Raw genomic sequence first — 15,620 nt, forward strand, 5'->3', positions numbered from 1 at the left:
TCGCCCCGATTTCCCCCTCAAGCGCCATGACCCTCGCGCCAGCCGGCATCCTCGCCGGCGCCACGCCGCTCAATCCGCAATGGCTGCGAACCTTCGAGATGCTGGTCGAGACCGGCAACTTCACGCGCGCGGCCGAGCGGCTCGGGCTCACCCAGGCGGCGGTCAGCCAGCACCTGCGGCACCTGGAGGACCAGCTCGGCCTGCTGGTGATCCGGCGCCCGCGCGGCATCGACATCACGCCGACCGGCCGCGTGGTGCTCGACTACTGCGCGGAGCTGGCGCGCGCCGACCAGCGCCTGCGCAGCCGCCTCGCCGAGGCCGACGCCGATTGCGGCGAGATCAGCCTGATCACGCCGGGCAGCATCGGCCTGGTGATGGCGCCCTGGCTGCTCGACATGCAGCTCGCCACGCCGGGCCTGGTGGTGCGCCATCGCTTCGCGCCCGATCGCGAGGTGCTCGACGCGGTGCTCTCGAATCTCTACGAGGTCGGGCTGGTCACGCTCAAGCCCGACGACGAGCGGCTGGCCGTGAGCCGCTTCGCCGAGGAGCCGCTCGAGCTGGTGGTGCCGGCCGACGACTACGTGAGCAACTGGGCGGACCTGGAACGGCTCGGCTTCGTCGATCATCCCGATGGCCTGGCGATGGCCAGCCGCCTGCTGAGCCGGCGCTTTCCCGACAATCCCGGCGTGCGCGGCCTGCCGCGCCGGGCCTTCACCAACCAGGTGGGGCTGATCCTGGAGCCGGTGGCGCGCGGCCTGGGCTTCACCGTGATCCCGCGTTACGCACGCCAGGCCTTTGCGCGTCAGGAAGCGATCCGCGTGATCGAGTGCGGCGCCTCGGTGGTCGATACGCTGTGGCTGATCCACCGCTCGGAATGGACGCTGTCGGGGCGCATGCTGCGCGCGGTCGAGGCGTTGCGGCGTCGGCTGCACACCACCTGCCCCTGTCCCGAGCCGGGCAGGACGGCGGCGCGCCTGGCCGGGGAAAAAGGTTCCGATCGCGCCGCGACGCTAGAATGAGCGATCCCGCCCGCGAGCGAGGCGCGTCCGGCGCCTCGGGCATCACCGGAACAGGAGAGTCCATGCAGCGATCCCCGCAGCGCGCCGCCCGGCGCCACGACGTCCGCGATTTCTTTCGCCGCCCCGAGCGCACCGGCTTCCAGCTGTCGCCGGACGGCCGTCACCTGTCCTTCCTGGCGCGTCATGAGGGCCGGCTCAACGTGTTCGTGCAGGCGATCGACGAGCGCGGCCGCCCGCTCGGCGAGGCGCGCGCACTCACGCATGAGTCGCAGCGCGACATCGGCGGCTACGCGTGGAAGAACAACGATCGCGTGCTGTTCGTGAAGGACTTCGGCGGCGACGAGAACTACCACGTGCTGTCGGTGCCGATCGACGGCGGCGAGATCCTCGACCTGACGCCGTTCGAGCGCGTGCGCGCCGGCATCATCGACGCGCTGATCGAGGACGAGCGGCACGTGCTGATCTCGCACAACCAGCGCGACGCCAGCGTGTTCGACGTGTTCCGCGTCGACGTGGCGAGCGGCGAGGCCACGCTGATCGCCGAGAACCCCGGCAACATCCTCGGCTGGATGACCGATCACGACAGCAAGCTGCGGGTGGCGGTGGCCGGCGACGGCGTGAACCAGACCCTGCTGTATCGCGAGCGCGAGGACGAGCCGTTCCGCCCGGTCGTCACCACCAACTTCCGCGAGACGCTCGCGCCGCTGATGTTCAGCTTCGACAACCGCAAGCTCTACGTGCTGTCGAATCGCGGGCGCGACCGCGTCGCGATCTACGAATTCGATCCGGTCACGGGCGAGGAAGGCACGCTGCTGTTCGAGCACGACAAGGTCGACGTGAAGGGCATGGGTTATTCGTACCAGCGCCGCGTGCTGACCACCATCTGGTACGAGGAAGCCAAGATCTGCTGGCATCACCTGGACCCGTTCACCGAGCAACTGCATGCCGATCTCGACGCGCGCGTGCCGAGCGGCGAGGCCAGCATCGTCAGCTACACGCGCGACGAATCGCGCATGCTGGTGCGCAACGCCTCGGACGTGTCGACGGGTTCGATCTGGCTCTACGACGTCGCCTCGCGCGAGCTGACCGAGCTGGAAGCCCTGACGCCCTGGCTCGACGCGGCCGACATGGCGCCGATGCGGCCGATCGAATACCGCTCGCGCGACGGGCTGACGATCCACGGCTACCTGACGCTGCCGGTCGGCCATGAACTCGACGGCGGGGCGCTCGCCGACGCGGACAAGCTGCCGCTGATCGTCAATCCGCACGGCGGCCCCTGGGCGCGCGACCACTGGGGCTTCAACCCCGAGGTGCAGATGCTGGCCAACCACGGCTACGCGGTGCTGCAGATGAATTTCCGCGGCTCGATCGGTTATGGCCGCGCGTTCTGGGAGGCGAGCTTCGGCCAGTGGGGCCGCACCATGCAGAACGATATCGACGACGGCGTGGACTGGCTGGTCGGGCAGGGCATCGTCGACCCGAAGCGGATCGGCATCTACGGCGCCAGCTACGGCGGTTACGCCACGCTGGCCGGCGTGACCTTCACGCCCGAGCGCTACGCGGCGGCCATCGACTACGTGGGCGTATCGAACCTGTTCACCCTGCTCGAATCGATGCCGCCTTACTGGAAGCCGCTGCTGGAGATGATGTACGAGCAGATCGGCGACCCGACCACCGAGGCCGGGCGCCAGCAACTGCACGACGCCTCGCCGCTGTTCTTCGCCGATCGCATCGTCACGCCGCTGTTCGTCGCGCAGGGCGCCAACGATCCGCGCGTCAAGCAGGCCGAGAGCGACCAGATCGTCGAGGCGCTGCGCTCGCGCGGCATCGACGTGCAGTACATGCTCAAGGCGAACGAGGGGCACGGCTTCGCCAACGAGGAGAACCAGTACGAGTTCTACGAGGCGATGATCGCCTTTCTCGACACGCACCTGGGCGGCAAGCGGGGCGCCTGAGGCGCTTCGCTTGCCCGGCGAGCCTGCCCCCGCTGTCTAGGCCCCGGCCGCGGCGCGTTTGGATGCGCCGCGAGCCGGTTTGGCCGACGCGGCTGATGCGCCCGCGTCGCCCGGCGCCACGCCGCCTTTCTGGCTCTCCCCGCCGGCCTTCGCGCCGGCTTTTTTTTCGCCCGCGTGCGCCGCGCCCAGGCATTCCTGGAACAGCAGCGCGGCCCGCGACGGCTGCGGCGAACGGCGGAACAGGCTGACGAAGCGGCAGCGATAGTGGAAGCGCCGCGGCGCGATCGCCTGCATGCGCCCGGCGCGCTCGAAGCTCTCGGCGTAATGGTCGGGCAGGAAGCCGAGGAACTTGCCCGACAGGATCAGGGTGGCCACCGATTCCTGGTCCGAGGCGGTCGCGCTGCGCGTGAGCCTGGCGCGATGCGTGAGCTTGAGGTTGGGCGAATGGAAGCCGAGCCCGGCGAAGGCGTGTTCGCGGATGCCGTCCCAGTTCAGCTTGTCGTGCGCGGCGCCGAACAGCGGATGGCCGGCGCCGCAGTAGAGCAGCATGCGCTCCTCGAACAGCTCGGTATAGACCAGGCTGCCCGAGCTGCGATGCTCGGGGATGATGCCGATCTGGTAGCTGCCGTCGATCACGCCGCGCTCGATCTCCTGGATCGAGGCCACGTGCAGGTTCAGCACCACCTCGGGCGCGGCCTCGGTGAAACGGCGGATCGCCTCGGCCACGCGCGCCGCCGGATTGGTGGCGGTCTTGTCGAACATGGCCACCTGCAGCTCGCCGCCCATGCGGTCGTGGATGCCGTCCACGCGGGCGCGGAACGCCTCCAGCGAGACCAGCAGGCGCAGGGTTTCCTCGTAGACGGTCTGCCCCTCGGGCGTCAGGGTGAAGCCGGCGCGGCCGCGCCGGCACAGCACCAGGCCGAGCCGCGTTTCCAGGTCCTTGACGTGGCGGCTGATGGTGGAGATGCCGATATTGAGTTCCAGTTCGGCGGCGGCCATCCCGCCGCACTGCACCACCACCTTGAAGACGCGCAGCAGGCGCAGGTCCATGTCGCTGAGCTGGCCGAGCAGGGCGCGATGCTTGGGGTTTCTTACTTGCATGAATGCTCAAGTGAACATTGATATTGCGATATTCACAAGACTATCTGGCGACCCAACAATGCGCAACACACTGACCCCACCGAGGAGCGCCGCGCGCCTGCCGACATGACCGACACCGTGACCACCCCGCAAGCGGACGCGATCCGCACCGATGCCGCCTGGCTCGAGGCCCACTGGATGCCGTTTACCGGCAACCGCCAGTTCAAGCGCGACCCGCGCCTGATCGTGGAGGGCAAGGGCGCCTATTACACCGACGCCGAAGGCCGCAAGATCTTCGACGGCCTGTCCGGCCTCTGGTGCTGCGGGCTGGGCCATGGCCGCAGCGAGATCACCGAGGCGGTCAGCCGCCAGATCGCCAAGCTCGATTATTCGCCAGCCTTCCAGTTCGGCCATCCGCAATCCTTCGAACTGGCCAACAAGATCAAGGACCTGACGCCCGCCGGCCTCGACTACGTGTTCTTCACCGGCTCGGGCTCGGAAGCCGCCGATACCTCGCTGAAGATGGCGCGCGCCTACTGGCGCGCCAAGGGCAAGGGCAGCAAGACGCGCCTGATCGGCCGCGAGAAGGGCTACCACGGCGTGAACTTCGGCGGCATCTCGGTGGGCGGGATCGGGCCGAACCGCAAGCTGTTCGGCCAGGGCATCGAGGCCGATTTCCTGCCGCACACGCAACTGGCGCAGAACAAGTTCTCGCGCGGCCTGCCCGAGCACGGCGCCGAGCTGGCCGATCGCCTGCTCGAGCTGATCGCGCTGCACGACGCCTCCAACATCGCCGCGGTGATCGTCGAGCCGTTCTCGGGCTCGGCCGGCGTGGTGGTGCCGCCCAAGGGCTACCTGAAGCGCCTGCGCGAGATCTGCACCGCGCACGACATCCTGCTGATCTTCGACGAGGTGATCACGGGCTTTGGCCGCGCCGGCGCGATGACGGGCGCGGACGCCTTCGGCGTGTCGCCCGACATCCTGAACTTCGCCAAGCAGGTCAGCAACGGCACCCAGCCGCTGGGCGGCGTGGTGGCGACCAAGGAGATCTACGACACCTTCATGGCCGCGGGCGGCCCCGACTACATGCTGGAGTTCCCGCACGGCTACACCTATTCGGCGCACCCGGTGGCCTGCGCGGCCGGCAACGCCGCGCTCGACCTGCTGGTCAAGGAAGACGGCGTGGGCCGCGTGCGTGCACTGGCGCCGCATTTCGAGAGCGCCGTGCATGGCCTGAAGGGCGTGCGCCACGTGGCCGACATCCGCAACTTCGGCCTGGCGGCCGGCATCAGCATCGAGGGCGCGCCGGGCGAGCCGGGCCGCCGCCCGTTCGAGGTGGCGATGCGCTGCTGGGAGAAGGGTTTCTACGTGCGCTACGGCGGCGACACGATCCAGCTCGCACCGCCGTTCATTTCGGAGCCGCGCGAGATCGACAACCTGGTCGGCGCGCTGGCCGAGGCGCTGAACGCGACGGCCTGAACCGGCGTCGACAGGATTCGAGGCACGAGGAGACATCGGTCGGCGCCGCCAGTGCGGCGCTCGCCCGGGCGGAAACGAAGCGGCACCGGTCATGCATGGCCGGTGCCGCTTTTTTCATGGCGGCGGCCTATCCGCCGGCGGCGATAAGCAATTGCCGCCGGCGCCGATAAGGTTTGCCGGAATCGATATTGGTCGCGATCCAGGCCATTCGATAGATTCGACGGATTGTCGTCCGACCGCGCGGCGGCTGCCTGGCGCGGTCTTTCCGAGCGGAGATATCGAATCATGAGCAAACCCATCCGGTTCAACGCCTTCGAGATGAACTGCGTCGGGCACCAGTCGCCGGGGCTGTGGGCCCATCCGCGTGACCGCTCCTGGCAGTACAAGGACCTCGAATACTGGACCGACCTGGCCAGGACGCTCGAGAAGGGCATCTTCGACGGCATCTTCATCGCCGACGTGATCGGCTATTACGACGTCTACCAGGGCAGCAACCATCACGCGCTGCACCAGGGCGTGCAGATCCCCGTCAACGATCCGATCCAGCTCGCCGCGCCGATCGCGCTGGCCACCGAGCACCTCGGCATCGGCATCACCGCCTCGACCTCGTTCGAGCATCCCTATACCTTCGCGCGCCGGCTCTCGACGGCCGACCATCACAGCAAGGGGCGGGTGGGCTGGAACATCGTCACCTCCTACCTGGAAAGCGGCGCGCGCAACCTGGGCCAGACCGGCCTGGAAGGGCACAACGACCGCTACGAGATCGCGGCCGAATACCTGGAGGTGCTCTACAAGCTGTTCGAGGGAAGCTGGGAGGACGGCGCCGTGCTGCGCGACCGCGAGCGGCGCATCTTCGCCGACCCCGCCAAGATCCACCCGATCCGCCACCGGGGCAAGCATTTCGACGTGCCCGGCTACCACCTCTGCGAGCCCTCGCCGCAGCGCACGCCGGTGCTCTACCAGGCCGGCGCCTCGGGCTCGGGCAAGGCCTTCGCGGCGCAACACGCCGAATGCGTGTTCGTGGCCGCGCCCACCCGCGCGACGCTGCGCGACTACGTGGCCGACATCCGGCGGCGCGCGATCGAGGCGGGCCGCGATCCGGCCAAGCTGCTGATCTACACGCTGGTGACGATCGTGGTCGACGAGACCGACGCCAAGGCGCAGGCGAAGTTCGAGGACTACCAGCGCTATGTGTCCTACGACGGCTCGCTGGTGCTGATGTCGGGCTGGACCGGCATCGACTTCGGCCAGTACGCGCCGACCGACCTGGTCAAGCGGGTCGAGACCAATGCCATCGTCTCGGCCGTCGAGCATCTGGCGGGCGGCGACAAGAGCTGGACCATCGACGAACTGGCGCGCTTCGGCGGCATCGGCGGGCTGGGGCCGGTGTTCGTCGGCTCGCCCGCGACGGTGGCCGACATCCTGCAGGAATGGGTCGAGGAGACCGGCGTGGACGGCTTCAACCTCGCCTACGCGCTGGCCCACGAGAGTTTCGAGGACGTGGTTGGCTATCTGGTGCCGGAACTGCAGCGGCGCGGCGTGTACCCGAACGCCTACCGGCCCGGCACGCTGCGCGAGAAGCTGTTCGGCGAGGGGCCGCGGCTTGGCGAGGCGCATCCCGGCGCGGCGTATCGCGACTTGTCGCGGTTCGCGCCGCCCGAGGCGGGCGGGGAGGCCAAGGAGGATGAGGCCGCCGGCGCCGAGGCGCTCGCGAGATAGTTAATTGGAATCCGTTCAATGGAATGGCGGTGACTTTCCTTCAGTCCCGGGGTAGGTCGGGAGCGGATATGCCGGGAGCGTTGGTCGATGTGAGGACTTGCCGCGTTCCAACGCCGCATAAAAAAAGCGGACGCCACGCGTCCGCCAAGAGGTTTGAGCAAAACGAACTACGGTTGCCGGCGGCAGGGCACCGCCGGCAAGCGCATGATACCGAATTCGATACGTTATATCATCGCCGATTCCTCAAGAATCAGCAGCGATTGATCGACATCGGGCAGGCCGAAAAAGACCAAGCCCGGCGCCAGGCAGGGCCTGGCGCCGGGCTTGCGGACCACCGCTTCTGGGCAGCTTGGCGGCGGTTTAGACGCGGCGATCGTTGCGCACGGTGGCGCGAACCGGGCCGCGCGCGTAGCTGGTGGCGGCCTTCAACTGGAGTTGCGACTGGAGTTCGAACAGCGCCCATGCGTCGCGCAGCATCGCGCCGACCTGGGACAGGAACGAAGGCTTACGGGTTTGGGATTGCTTGGCGTTCGACATGATGATCGTATGTGCAAGAGTGACTAGGGTTACTGCTTAGGTGTTAACCCTAACGATAGGCCTGGGGCACGCCGAAGTCAACGGTCGCGATGCGAGGCTTGACTCGAATTGACGAAGCGTTGCGAAAACGCCGCGACGGGAAATGTCGTGCCGGATCACCGGCGCGGGGGGAGGGAGACGGGACGGGGACGGCGGCGTCCCGCGGCCGGGCTGGCGCGCCGGCCATGGCCCACGGCGTGGCTCACAGGTAGCCGTAACAGGCCTTGAGCCTGGCGTAGTCGTAGAAATGGCTGCCGGCCGAGAGCTTGGCGCCGTCGCAGGCGGCCTGGAAATCGGTCTCGCGCTCGTTGTAGAGCATGCGCACCGCCAGGCTGGCGCCGTTGCGGTACACGTCCCATTGCACGTTGGCCGCCATCGGCGAGACCTGGTCGCCGCGCCAGGGGTTGCTGTCGTAGCTGTAGGTCTGCGCGGCCGGCACCGGCACGAACACGTTCTTCAGGTTCATCGCTGAGGCTAACGGGATGATCTCCTCGGCGTGCGTGAAGCGCAGCTTGGCGGCATTGCCCAGGTCGCCGCGCGCCACGGCGTCCACCTGGGCGAAGAAATCGTCGCGCAGGACGGCCGCCATCCGGTAGGTGACCGGGTTGGCCTCCTGCACGCCCGGCCCTTTCTGGTAGAAGTCGGCCGCGTCCTGCAGATAGGCGAGATAACGCGCCTGCGGCGCCGCGATGTATTTCTCCATGCTCACGCCGCCGGTTTCGCTCTTCATCGCCGGCGCCACCTGCAGCAGGTTGTAGAGCACGTTGGCGGCGTCGACGGCCGACTTGATGGTGGTCTTGCCGTCGCCCTTGAGCGTGTTGCTGAACAGCGCGTCGGCGGACGCGAAGCTGTAGGTGCCGGTGTTCGCGAAGGTATAGCCGCTGGTGCCGAGCCTGGCGAGGAAGGCCGGCGTGACGAGCGCCGACATCACCGTCTGCGCGACTTCGCCGGCCTGCGGCGAGGCATTGATCTCGGCGAGCTTGGCGGCGACGGTCGCGTCGCTCGAATAGGCCTGGTAGGCGAGGCTGTCGCGGTAGGTGGCGTAGTTCGCGTCGCTGGTGGTGCTGACCAGGTCGGTGGCCGCCTTCAGCGAGTGGAAATACAGCAGGAAGCGGTTGGTGCCCGCCGGCTGCGCGATGGGCGCGCCTTCCGGATAGGGTGCCGGCGCGGCCGGCAGCGTGATGCTGGCCGCCAGCACCGGTCGCGCGGCCACCAGCGCGCCGGAGAAATAGGTGGAGCTGTCGACCGCGCGATCCTGGCCGGAATTGACCACCACCACCTTGCGCGAGCCGTCGAACAGCGGCGACATCCGCTGCAGCAGGCGCGCGGCGAGCTGCTGGTGCTCGCGGATGCCGGCTTGCGTGAGGTTGCCGTAGCCGGGCGTCGAGATACCGGCCACGCCGTAACCGAGCAGCGCATTGGCCTTCATCATCGCGAAGGTATCGACCTTCAGTTGCTTGCCGAGCTCGGTCAGCGCGCCGTCGGCCTCGGCCTTCTGCAGCATCGCGTAGATCGCGCCGTCGTACTTGAAACCCGACAGGCCGCGCGAACCGTGCCGCGCCACCAGTTCCACGTAGATCGGTGCATAACCTGCCGGCGGCGCCTCGTAGGTCGAGGCGTCCTGCTGCGGCTGGTAGGGCGTCTTGGTCTGGTAGAAGGTTTCGGCGGCCGCCGCGGGCGGCGTGGCCGGCGGGGTGGCGGGCGATGATGGCTGCTGCGCGGCCGGGCTGGCCGGCGTGTCGGTCGAATCGGAGCCGCAGGCGGCAAGTAAACAGGCGGCGGCGACCAGGGTCGCGCGGCAGGTCAGGGCAATCATGTTCGCGGGCGGGCTCGCTGCTGGCCGTCCCGCGCGGCGGCGCGGGACGGCGGTGGAAAAATCGAGCCGCGAGTGTCGCAGAGGATTTTGACAGCAGAAAGTCGGCGAATGGAAAGCTTGGCTTAGATGGCGCGCCGCGAGCTGGCCGCGCCGGCTGCCGGCGGGCGATGCTCAGCTGCCGAAATAGATGTTGCAGAAGCTGGCCGGGCCGACGCAATCGGGCTGAGTCCGCGCGGGTACCTGCCGCGTGTGGCGGGCTTGATGGGCCTGCGCCTGCGAGGCCGGCACGGCGCTGCCGTCGTTCGGGGCGGCGGGAGCCTGGGCCTGCGCGGCACAGGCGGCGGACAGGGCGAGCGAGGCGAGGGCGAATTGCAGCGACTTCATGATGTGTTCTCCTGAACAGATGCCGTTGTTGCGGCGGTGAAGTCACTATAAAAGCAGGCCCTGGCGCGATTAAGCCGTCCGCCTGGAGAGCATCTTTCCATTTCGTGGAGAGATCGACGCGCGATCAGCGCCGCGGTTCGCGGAAGCGCCGCCGCGCACGCACGAACGGCGCGTCGCGGTCGAGCAGGGCGGTGCGGATGAAGTGCAGCCCGACCAGCAGCCTGCGCATCCGCCGTCGTTCGCCATCGATGGCGTCCCAGGCAGGTCGGGCGCGCAGGATCGCGCGGATCGCCAGCTCCACCGATCGTTGCGCCCGCAACAGCCGCCGCGCGTCGGGCGCCTCGAACAGCTCGGGCAGCAGGCGCAGCGCGCGGCGCACCGGCGCGAGCCAGCGCAGCGCGCCGGCCGCGCGCGCCGTCGCGAACGGCGCCAGTTCGCCGCGCAGGTCGATCACGGCATGGCCGATCTCGAGCGTGACGAACAGCCAGCGCAGCGCCTGGCGATGCCGCGCCGAGCGCTTCATCAGCAGTTGCCGCAGATGCGAGGCCAGCTCGTGCGCGCCGCTCTGGAAGCGCGCGTGCAGGCCGTCGAGCGGCGCCTCGCAGGCCAGCCTGACGCGGCCGCGCAGGTCGTGCTGGATGCGCGCGATCAACCAGGGCATCTCGGTCGGGAAGATCACCGCGAACACCAACGCCGCCGTGAGCATCGCCGCGACCACCGCGATGCCGTTGTTGAGCAGCAGCTCGGGCTGGTAGACGGTGAGGTTGTCGGGGCCGGCCAGCAGGCAGAAGAACACGATGAAGCCGACGCCGACGCCCGACAGGGCGGGCCGCGTCGTCAGGTAGACGCCGGCGGCGAGGATCGGCGCGAGCGTCGCGCAGAGCAGCGCGAAGCCGTCGATGTTCGGATAGAGATGGCAGGTGACGAGATAACCGGCCAGCGTCGCCAGCGCGGCGCCGGCCGCCATCTGCGCGACGAAGCGCGGCGCGCGGGGCGAGGTGGAGCTCAGCGCGCAGGCGATCGCCGCGGCGATGGTGGCGAGGCCGCCGCTGGGCCAGGCCGTCGCCAGCCAGAAGGCGCCCACCACGGCGAGCACCACCACGCTGCGCACGAAGGTGAAGGCGACGAACACGCCATTGGTGCGCAGCGTGTAGCGCGGCACGTCGCCGTCGGTTTCGAGCACGTGCGTGTCGTGGGCCAGCGAGGCGCGGGTCTGCGCGTAACCGAGGAACTCGTCGGCGAAGCGCGACAGTAGTTCGATCGCGGTATCGAAGTCGAGCAGGTCGTCGGGCGTGCCGGCGGCGATCGCGAGCCGCGACTCGCGCGCCTGCGCCGGCAGCGTGGCCAGTTGGCGGCTCAGATCGAGCAGAGCGCCGGCCGGCCGAGGCGCGGCGTCTCCCATGCCTTCCGCACCTTCCGCCTGCAACGCGCCGAGCGCGGCCGCCAGCCGTTCCAGGTGCGGGGCCAGCGCCGCCAGCACGGCTTGCGCGCGCCGATGCACCAGCCGCTTGTGCAACTGGCGCAGCGCATGCAGCCGCGTGCAGGTGCTGACGAACTCGCCGTTCAGGCGCGCCAGGCGCCGGCTGCGCGCGCGGATGCGCGGATCCTCGAAGGAGGCGTAGGCGCGGATCGCGTCGAAGCCGACGATATCGTCGACGAAGTCGGCGAAACGCCGCTCGAACTCGCCGCGTTCGAGCCGGCCGCCCAGCGCCGCCGCCGCGAAGGCCACGAAGCGCGCGTGCCGCGCGTTCAGCGAGCGCATCAGCGCGCGGCTCGAACTGAGCGGCAGCACCAGCGCGCTGACGGCCGCCGAGCAGACGATGCCCACCGTGACCTCGGCCGCGCGCGTGAGCGCCGACAGGAACAGCGCGTCGGGCGTCATCACGGCCGGGATGCCGATCAGCGCGGCGGTGTAGCCGGCCAGCACGTAGCCGTACCAGCGGAAGTGGCGGTTGCGCACCGCGCAGGCGATGCACAGGCCGATCCACAGCGTGATGCCGGCCATGTAGAGCCCGGGCTGCTGGGCGAACAGCCCGCCCAGCGCCAGCGCGGCCGCCAGGCCGACCACCGTGCCGATCGTGCGATAGAAGGCCTTGGCGAACACCATGCCGCTCATCGGCTGCATCAGCACGAACACGGTGGTCATGGCGATGCGCGGCTGGGACAGCTCGAAGCGCATCGCGATGCCCATCGCCAGCAGCGCGGCGCCCACCGTCTTGGCCAGGTGCAGCCAGACCAGGCCGTCCGAGAGCGCCCAATCGCGCGCGAGGCGCCCGAGCGGCGCGAGTCGTGCCGGCGCGCGACGGATTTCGGCGGCGGCACGGGGGGAGGCGGATGCTGATTTCATCAAGGCGACGAGAGGCTGGTGGGGCGCAGGCGCGGCGGTTCAAGGAGGGATGGCCGGCGCGCCGCGGCGAATCGGAACGATGCGGCGCAGATTGTAGAAGTCCGATAAACGCCCATTAACGCGGGTCAGGGGAAACCAGAGTTGCTGTACCGGTAACAATCGGATAAGCGCGCGGTAGGACAATGGCGCCTTCCCTGGCCGTCCCCCGATAAGCATGGACACCTTGCAAAACATGCGGGTCTTCGCCCGCGTGGTGGAAGCGGGCAGCTTCACCGCCGCCGCGCTGTCGCTCAACTCGACCACCGGCGCCATGTCGCGCGCCGTCTCGGAGCTGGAGGCGCGCCTGCGCACGCGGCTCATGAACCGCTCGACGCGTCGCCTCTCGCTGACGCCGGCCGGCGAAAGCTACCTGCTGCGCTGCCGGCAGATCCTCGCCGACGTCGACGCGGCCGAGGAGGAGGCGAGCTGCGCGCACGAGCGGCCATCGGGCCTGTTGCGCCTGCACAGCTACGCCAGCATCGGCCAGCACTACGTATTGCCGGCGCTCAACGCCTATCGCGAGCAGCGTCCCGAGGTCTCGGTCGAGCTGACCCTGTCGCAGCGCGTGCCCGACCTGTTCGACGGCAGCAGCGACATGGCCGTGGTGACGGCCTCGTCCCTGCCCGATTCGGAGCTGGTCTCGTATCGGCTCGGCGAGACCTTCAGCATCCTGTGCGCCTCGCCCGCCTACCTGCGTTCTCGCGGCGCGCCGGCCACGCCCGCCGAACTGGCCGCGCACGACTGCCTGACGCTGCAGACGCCCGCCTTCCCGACCCACGACTGGCTGCTCGAGACCCGCGAAGGCCAGGTCGAGCAGATCCGCGTCAGCGGCCCGGTGCAGACCAATACCGCCGAATCGCTGGCGGTGGCGATCGGCGAGGGCGTGGGCATCGGCATGCTGCCGCTGTATGCCGCGATCGGCCTGCTGCGCGATGGCTCGCTGATGCGCGTGCTGCCGGCGCATACGCTGCAGCGCATGAGCATCTACGCGCTGTACCCGTCGCGCCGCTTCGTCGACGCGAAGGTGCGCACCTGGGTGGAGTTCCTGCGCGCCGACCTGCCCGATCGCATCGCGCGCGACGAGGCGATGCTGGCCTCGCTCGACGCGCGCATGCGCGCCGCGCTCGACTCCACGCGCCGCAGCGGCGTCACGCCCTGAAGCCGCGGCGCTCGCGCGCGGCCAGGCCGAAGCGCGAGCGCGGGATTGGGGCGTTGTCATCTTCGACAGCCGAGGTTCGACATGGCGGCAGGCGGCCGAGGTCATGGCGCGCGTGCCGCCCGAATGCGGGCCGCCCGCGCGCCGGCCGTCTTACTGCGCGGCCTTGCCGGCTTCCGACACGGCCTGCCCGTTCGGGCCGTAGGCCTGCTTCGCGGCCTCGGCCTGCGCAAGTCGCTTGGCCTGCAGGCGCTGCTGCGCGGCCAGCACGTTCTCCGGATAGTTCGCGTCGTTGCCGCTGGCCGGCGAGTAGCCGACCGATTCCAGGTCGACCAGTTCCTGGATCACCTGGGCGCGCGTCAGGCCGTGGTTGGCGGTCTGGGCGAAGGCAAGGGCGGGGGCCGCGATCACGAGGGCGGCGGCGGTCGAGGCGATGAACGTTTTCATGGTTTGGCTCCTTCTGGCGTTCCGGTTCGATGTCAACGCAACGATCGAATCCATGCAGGCAGTGTAGGGAGCGGCCGCGGCAGGAAACACCGGGCCGGCTGGAGGGCAGCCTTCCGGATTTCGCAACAGTGGCGCGGCTCGACGCCCGCTGCGCGGCGGTGATTTTGGTGGCGCGGGCGTTTGATTAGAATGAACGTCGGCCGGTGCCTGCCTCGCGCGCCCGGCACCCGCGATATCGCCCGGCACGCGTTTGCGGCGCCGGTTGCCCACCACAGGAACGACCATGAAGATCGTCAACGCGACGCTGCGCCGGCGCAGCGGCCTCCATACCCTCGAACTCGACGGCGCGAGCATCGCCCGGATCGTCCCGCAGGAGGCACGCATCGCGCCGGGCCAGCCGAACGCGCCGGCCACGCCGGACCTGATCGACGCCGAAGGCCGCCTGGTGATCCCGCCGCTGGTCGAGCCGCATATCCACCTCGACGCCGTGCTGACGGCGGGCGACCCCGAATGGAATCGCAGCGGCACGCTGTTCGAGGGCATCGAGCGCTGGAGCCAGCGCAAGGCCACCATCACCCACGAGGACACCAAGACGCGCGCCCACACGGCGATCGCGATGCTGCGCGACCACGGCATCCAGCACGTGCGCACCCATGTCGACGTGACCGATCCGACGCTGGCCGCGTTGGCGGCGATGCTGGAGGTCAAGGAGGAAGCGCGCGGGCTGATCGACCTGCAGATCGTCGCCTTCCCGCAGGAGGGCATCGAGTCCTTCGACGACGGCCGCGCGCTGATGGCGCGCGCGATCGAGATGGGCGCCGACGTGGTGGGCGGCATCCCGCACTTCGAGAACACGCGCGAGCAGGGCGTGAGTTCGCTGAAATACCTGATGGAGCTGGCCGAGCGCAGCGGCTGCCTGGTCGACGTCCATTGCGACGAGACCGACGATCCGCATTCGCGCTTCCTGGAGGTGCTGGCCGAGGAGGCGCGCGTGCGCGGCATGGGCTCGCGCGTGACGGCCAGCCATACCACGGCGATGGGCTCCTACGACAACGCCTATTGCTCGAAGCTGTTCCGCCTGCTCAAGCGCTCGGGGATCCACTTCATTTCCTGCCCGACCGAGAGCATCCATCTGCAGGGGCGCTTCGACAGCTTCCCGAAGCGGCGCGGCGTGACGCGCGTGGCCGAACTCGACCGCGCCGGCATCAACGTCTGCTTCGGGCAGGACTCGATCCAGGACCCCTGGTACCCGCTAGGCAACGGCAATATCCTGCGCGTGCTCGATGCCGGCCTGCATATCTGCCACATGATGGGCTACGACGACCTGCAGCGCTGTCTCGACTTCGTCACCGACCACAGCGCGGCAGCCTTGTCGCTCGGCGAGCGCTACGGGCTGGAGGCGGGCCGGCCTGCGAACCTGGTGGTGCTCGATGCAGACAGCGATTACGACGCGCTGCGGCGGCAGGTCAAGCCGCTGCTGTCGATTCGCGCGGGGCGCGTGATCCTGCGGCGCGAGCCGGAACGGATCGCCTATTCCTCGCAAGCCGCGGCGCGGGCCTGAACGGGCGGCGGCGCCTTGCGCGCCGAAGCCACCAAGGTATCT

12 protein-coding genes are annotated in these 15,620 nt (G+C 69.2%); 6 read left to right on the forward strand and 6 right to left on the reverse strand.

Features of this window, described 5'->3' with window-relative positions:
* The first annotated feature begins 26 nt into the window (after positions 1-26).
* Both BM43_RS05660 and BM43_RS05665 read left to right on the forward strand, forming a co-directional pair.
* Entirely contained in the window at positions 27-1,019 is a 993-nt protein-coding gene (locus tag BM43_RS05660; protein ID WP_255222454.1) for a LysR family transcriptional regulator, read from the forward strand.
* 62 nt (positions 1,020-1,081) lie between these two features.
* Positions 1,082-2,974, forward strand: coding sequence for an alpha/beta hydrolase family protein (locus BM43_RS05665; protein WP_036057316.1), 1,893 nt, complete (start codon positions 1,082-1,084; stop codon positions 2,972-2,974).
* Positions 2,975-3,010: 36 nt separating this feature from the next.
* On the opposite strand, the gene BM43_RS05670 is transcribed toward BM43_RS05665, so the two are convergent.
* Positions 3,011-4,075 carry a LysR family transcriptional regulator gene (locus tag BM43_RS05670; protein WP_036056515.1) on the reverse strand — a complete coding sequence of 355 codons (1,065 nt, stop codon included), beginning with the start codon at positions 4,073-4,075 and terminating at the stop codon, positions 3,011-3,013.
* Between the two features lie 105 nt (positions 4,076-4,180).
* Here BM43_RS05670 and aptA point away from each other — a divergent pair, with 105 nt between their 5' ends.
* Complete coding sequence (gene aptA / locus BM43_RS05675; RefSeq protein WP_036056512.1) at positions 4,181-5,533, forward strand: omega-aminotransferase AptA; 1,353 nt, start codon at positions 4,181-4,183, stop codon at positions 5,531-5,533.
* A 285-nt stretch (positions 5,534-5,818) separates the two neighbouring features.
* Positions 5,819-7,252 (forward strand): LLM class flavin-dependent oxidoreductase, encoded by a 1,434-nt coding sequence (locus tag BM43_RS05680; protein ID WP_036056511.1) that lies wholly within the window; start codon positions 5,819-5,821, stop codon positions 7,250-7,252.
* A gap of 360 nt (positions 7,253-7,612) precedes the next feature.
* Here BM43_RS05680 and BM43_RS41270 read toward each other — a convergent pair whose 3' ends face one another.
* The 4 genes from BM43_RS41270 to BM43_RS05695 form a co-directional block, all read right to left on the reverse strand.
* Complete coding sequence (locus tag BM43_RS41270; RefSeq protein ID WP_017919012.1) at positions 7,613-7,789, reverse strand: hypothetical protein; 177 nt, start codon at positions 7,787-7,789, stop codon at positions 7,613-7,615.
* A gap of 241 nt (positions 7,790-8,030) precedes the next feature.
* Positions 8,031-9,644 carry a histidine-type phosphatase gene (locus BM43_RS05685; RefSeq protein ID WP_036056508.1) on the reverse strand — a complete coding sequence of 538 codons (1,614 nt, stop codon included), beginning with the start codon at positions 9,642-9,644 and terminating at the stop codon, positions 8,031-8,033.
* Between the two features lie 171 nt (positions 9,645-9,815).
* Positions 9,816-10,028 (reverse strand): hypothetical protein, encoded by a 213-nt coding sequence (locus BM43_RS05690; RefSeq protein WP_036056506.1) that lies wholly within the window; start codon positions 10,026-10,028, stop codon positions 9,816-9,818.
* Positions 10,029-10,152: 124 nt separating this feature from the next.
* Positions 10,153-12,375 carry an FUSC family protein gene (locus BM43_RS05695; protein ID WP_036056505.1) on the reverse strand — a complete coding sequence of 741 codons (2,223 nt, stop codon included), beginning with the start codon at positions 12,373-12,375 and terminating at the stop codon, positions 10,153-10,155.
* Between the two features lie 214 nt (positions 12,376-12,589).
* Here BM43_RS05695 and BM43_RS05700 point away from each other — a divergent pair, with 214 nt between their 5' ends.
* Entirely contained in the window at positions 12,590-13,573 is a 984-nt protein-coding gene (locus BM43_RS05700) for a LysR family transcriptional regulator (RefSeq protein ID WP_013690137.1), read from the forward strand.
* 150 nt (positions 13,574-13,723) lie between these two features.
* Here the strand turns inward: BM43_RS05700 and BM43_RS05705 are convergent, their stop codons facing one another.
* Positions 13,724-14,017 carry a DUF4148 domain-containing protein gene (locus BM43_RS05705; RefSeq protein WP_036056503.1) on the reverse strand — a complete coding sequence of 98 codons (294 nt, stop codon included), beginning with the start codon at positions 14,015-14,017 and terminating at the stop codon, positions 13,724-13,726.
* Positions 14,018-14,300: 283 nt separating this feature from the next.
* Between BM43_RS05705 and codA the strand changes: the two genes are divergently transcribed.
* The gene (gene codA / locus BM43_RS05710) at positions 14,301-15,578 is read left to right on the forward strand and encodes a cytosine deaminase (protein ID WP_036056501.1); all 1,278 of its coding nucleotides are present in this window, start codon (positions 14,301-14,303) and stop codon (positions 15,576-15,578) included.
* The last annotated feature ends 42 nt before the right edge of the window (positions 15,579-15,620 follow it).

Origin of the sequence: Burkholderia gladioli, from assembly GCF_000959725.1 — a bacterium.
Classification (GTDB): domain Bacteria; phylum Pseudomonadota; class Gammaproteobacteria; order Burkholderiales; family Burkholderiaceae; genus Burkholderia; species Burkholderia gladioli.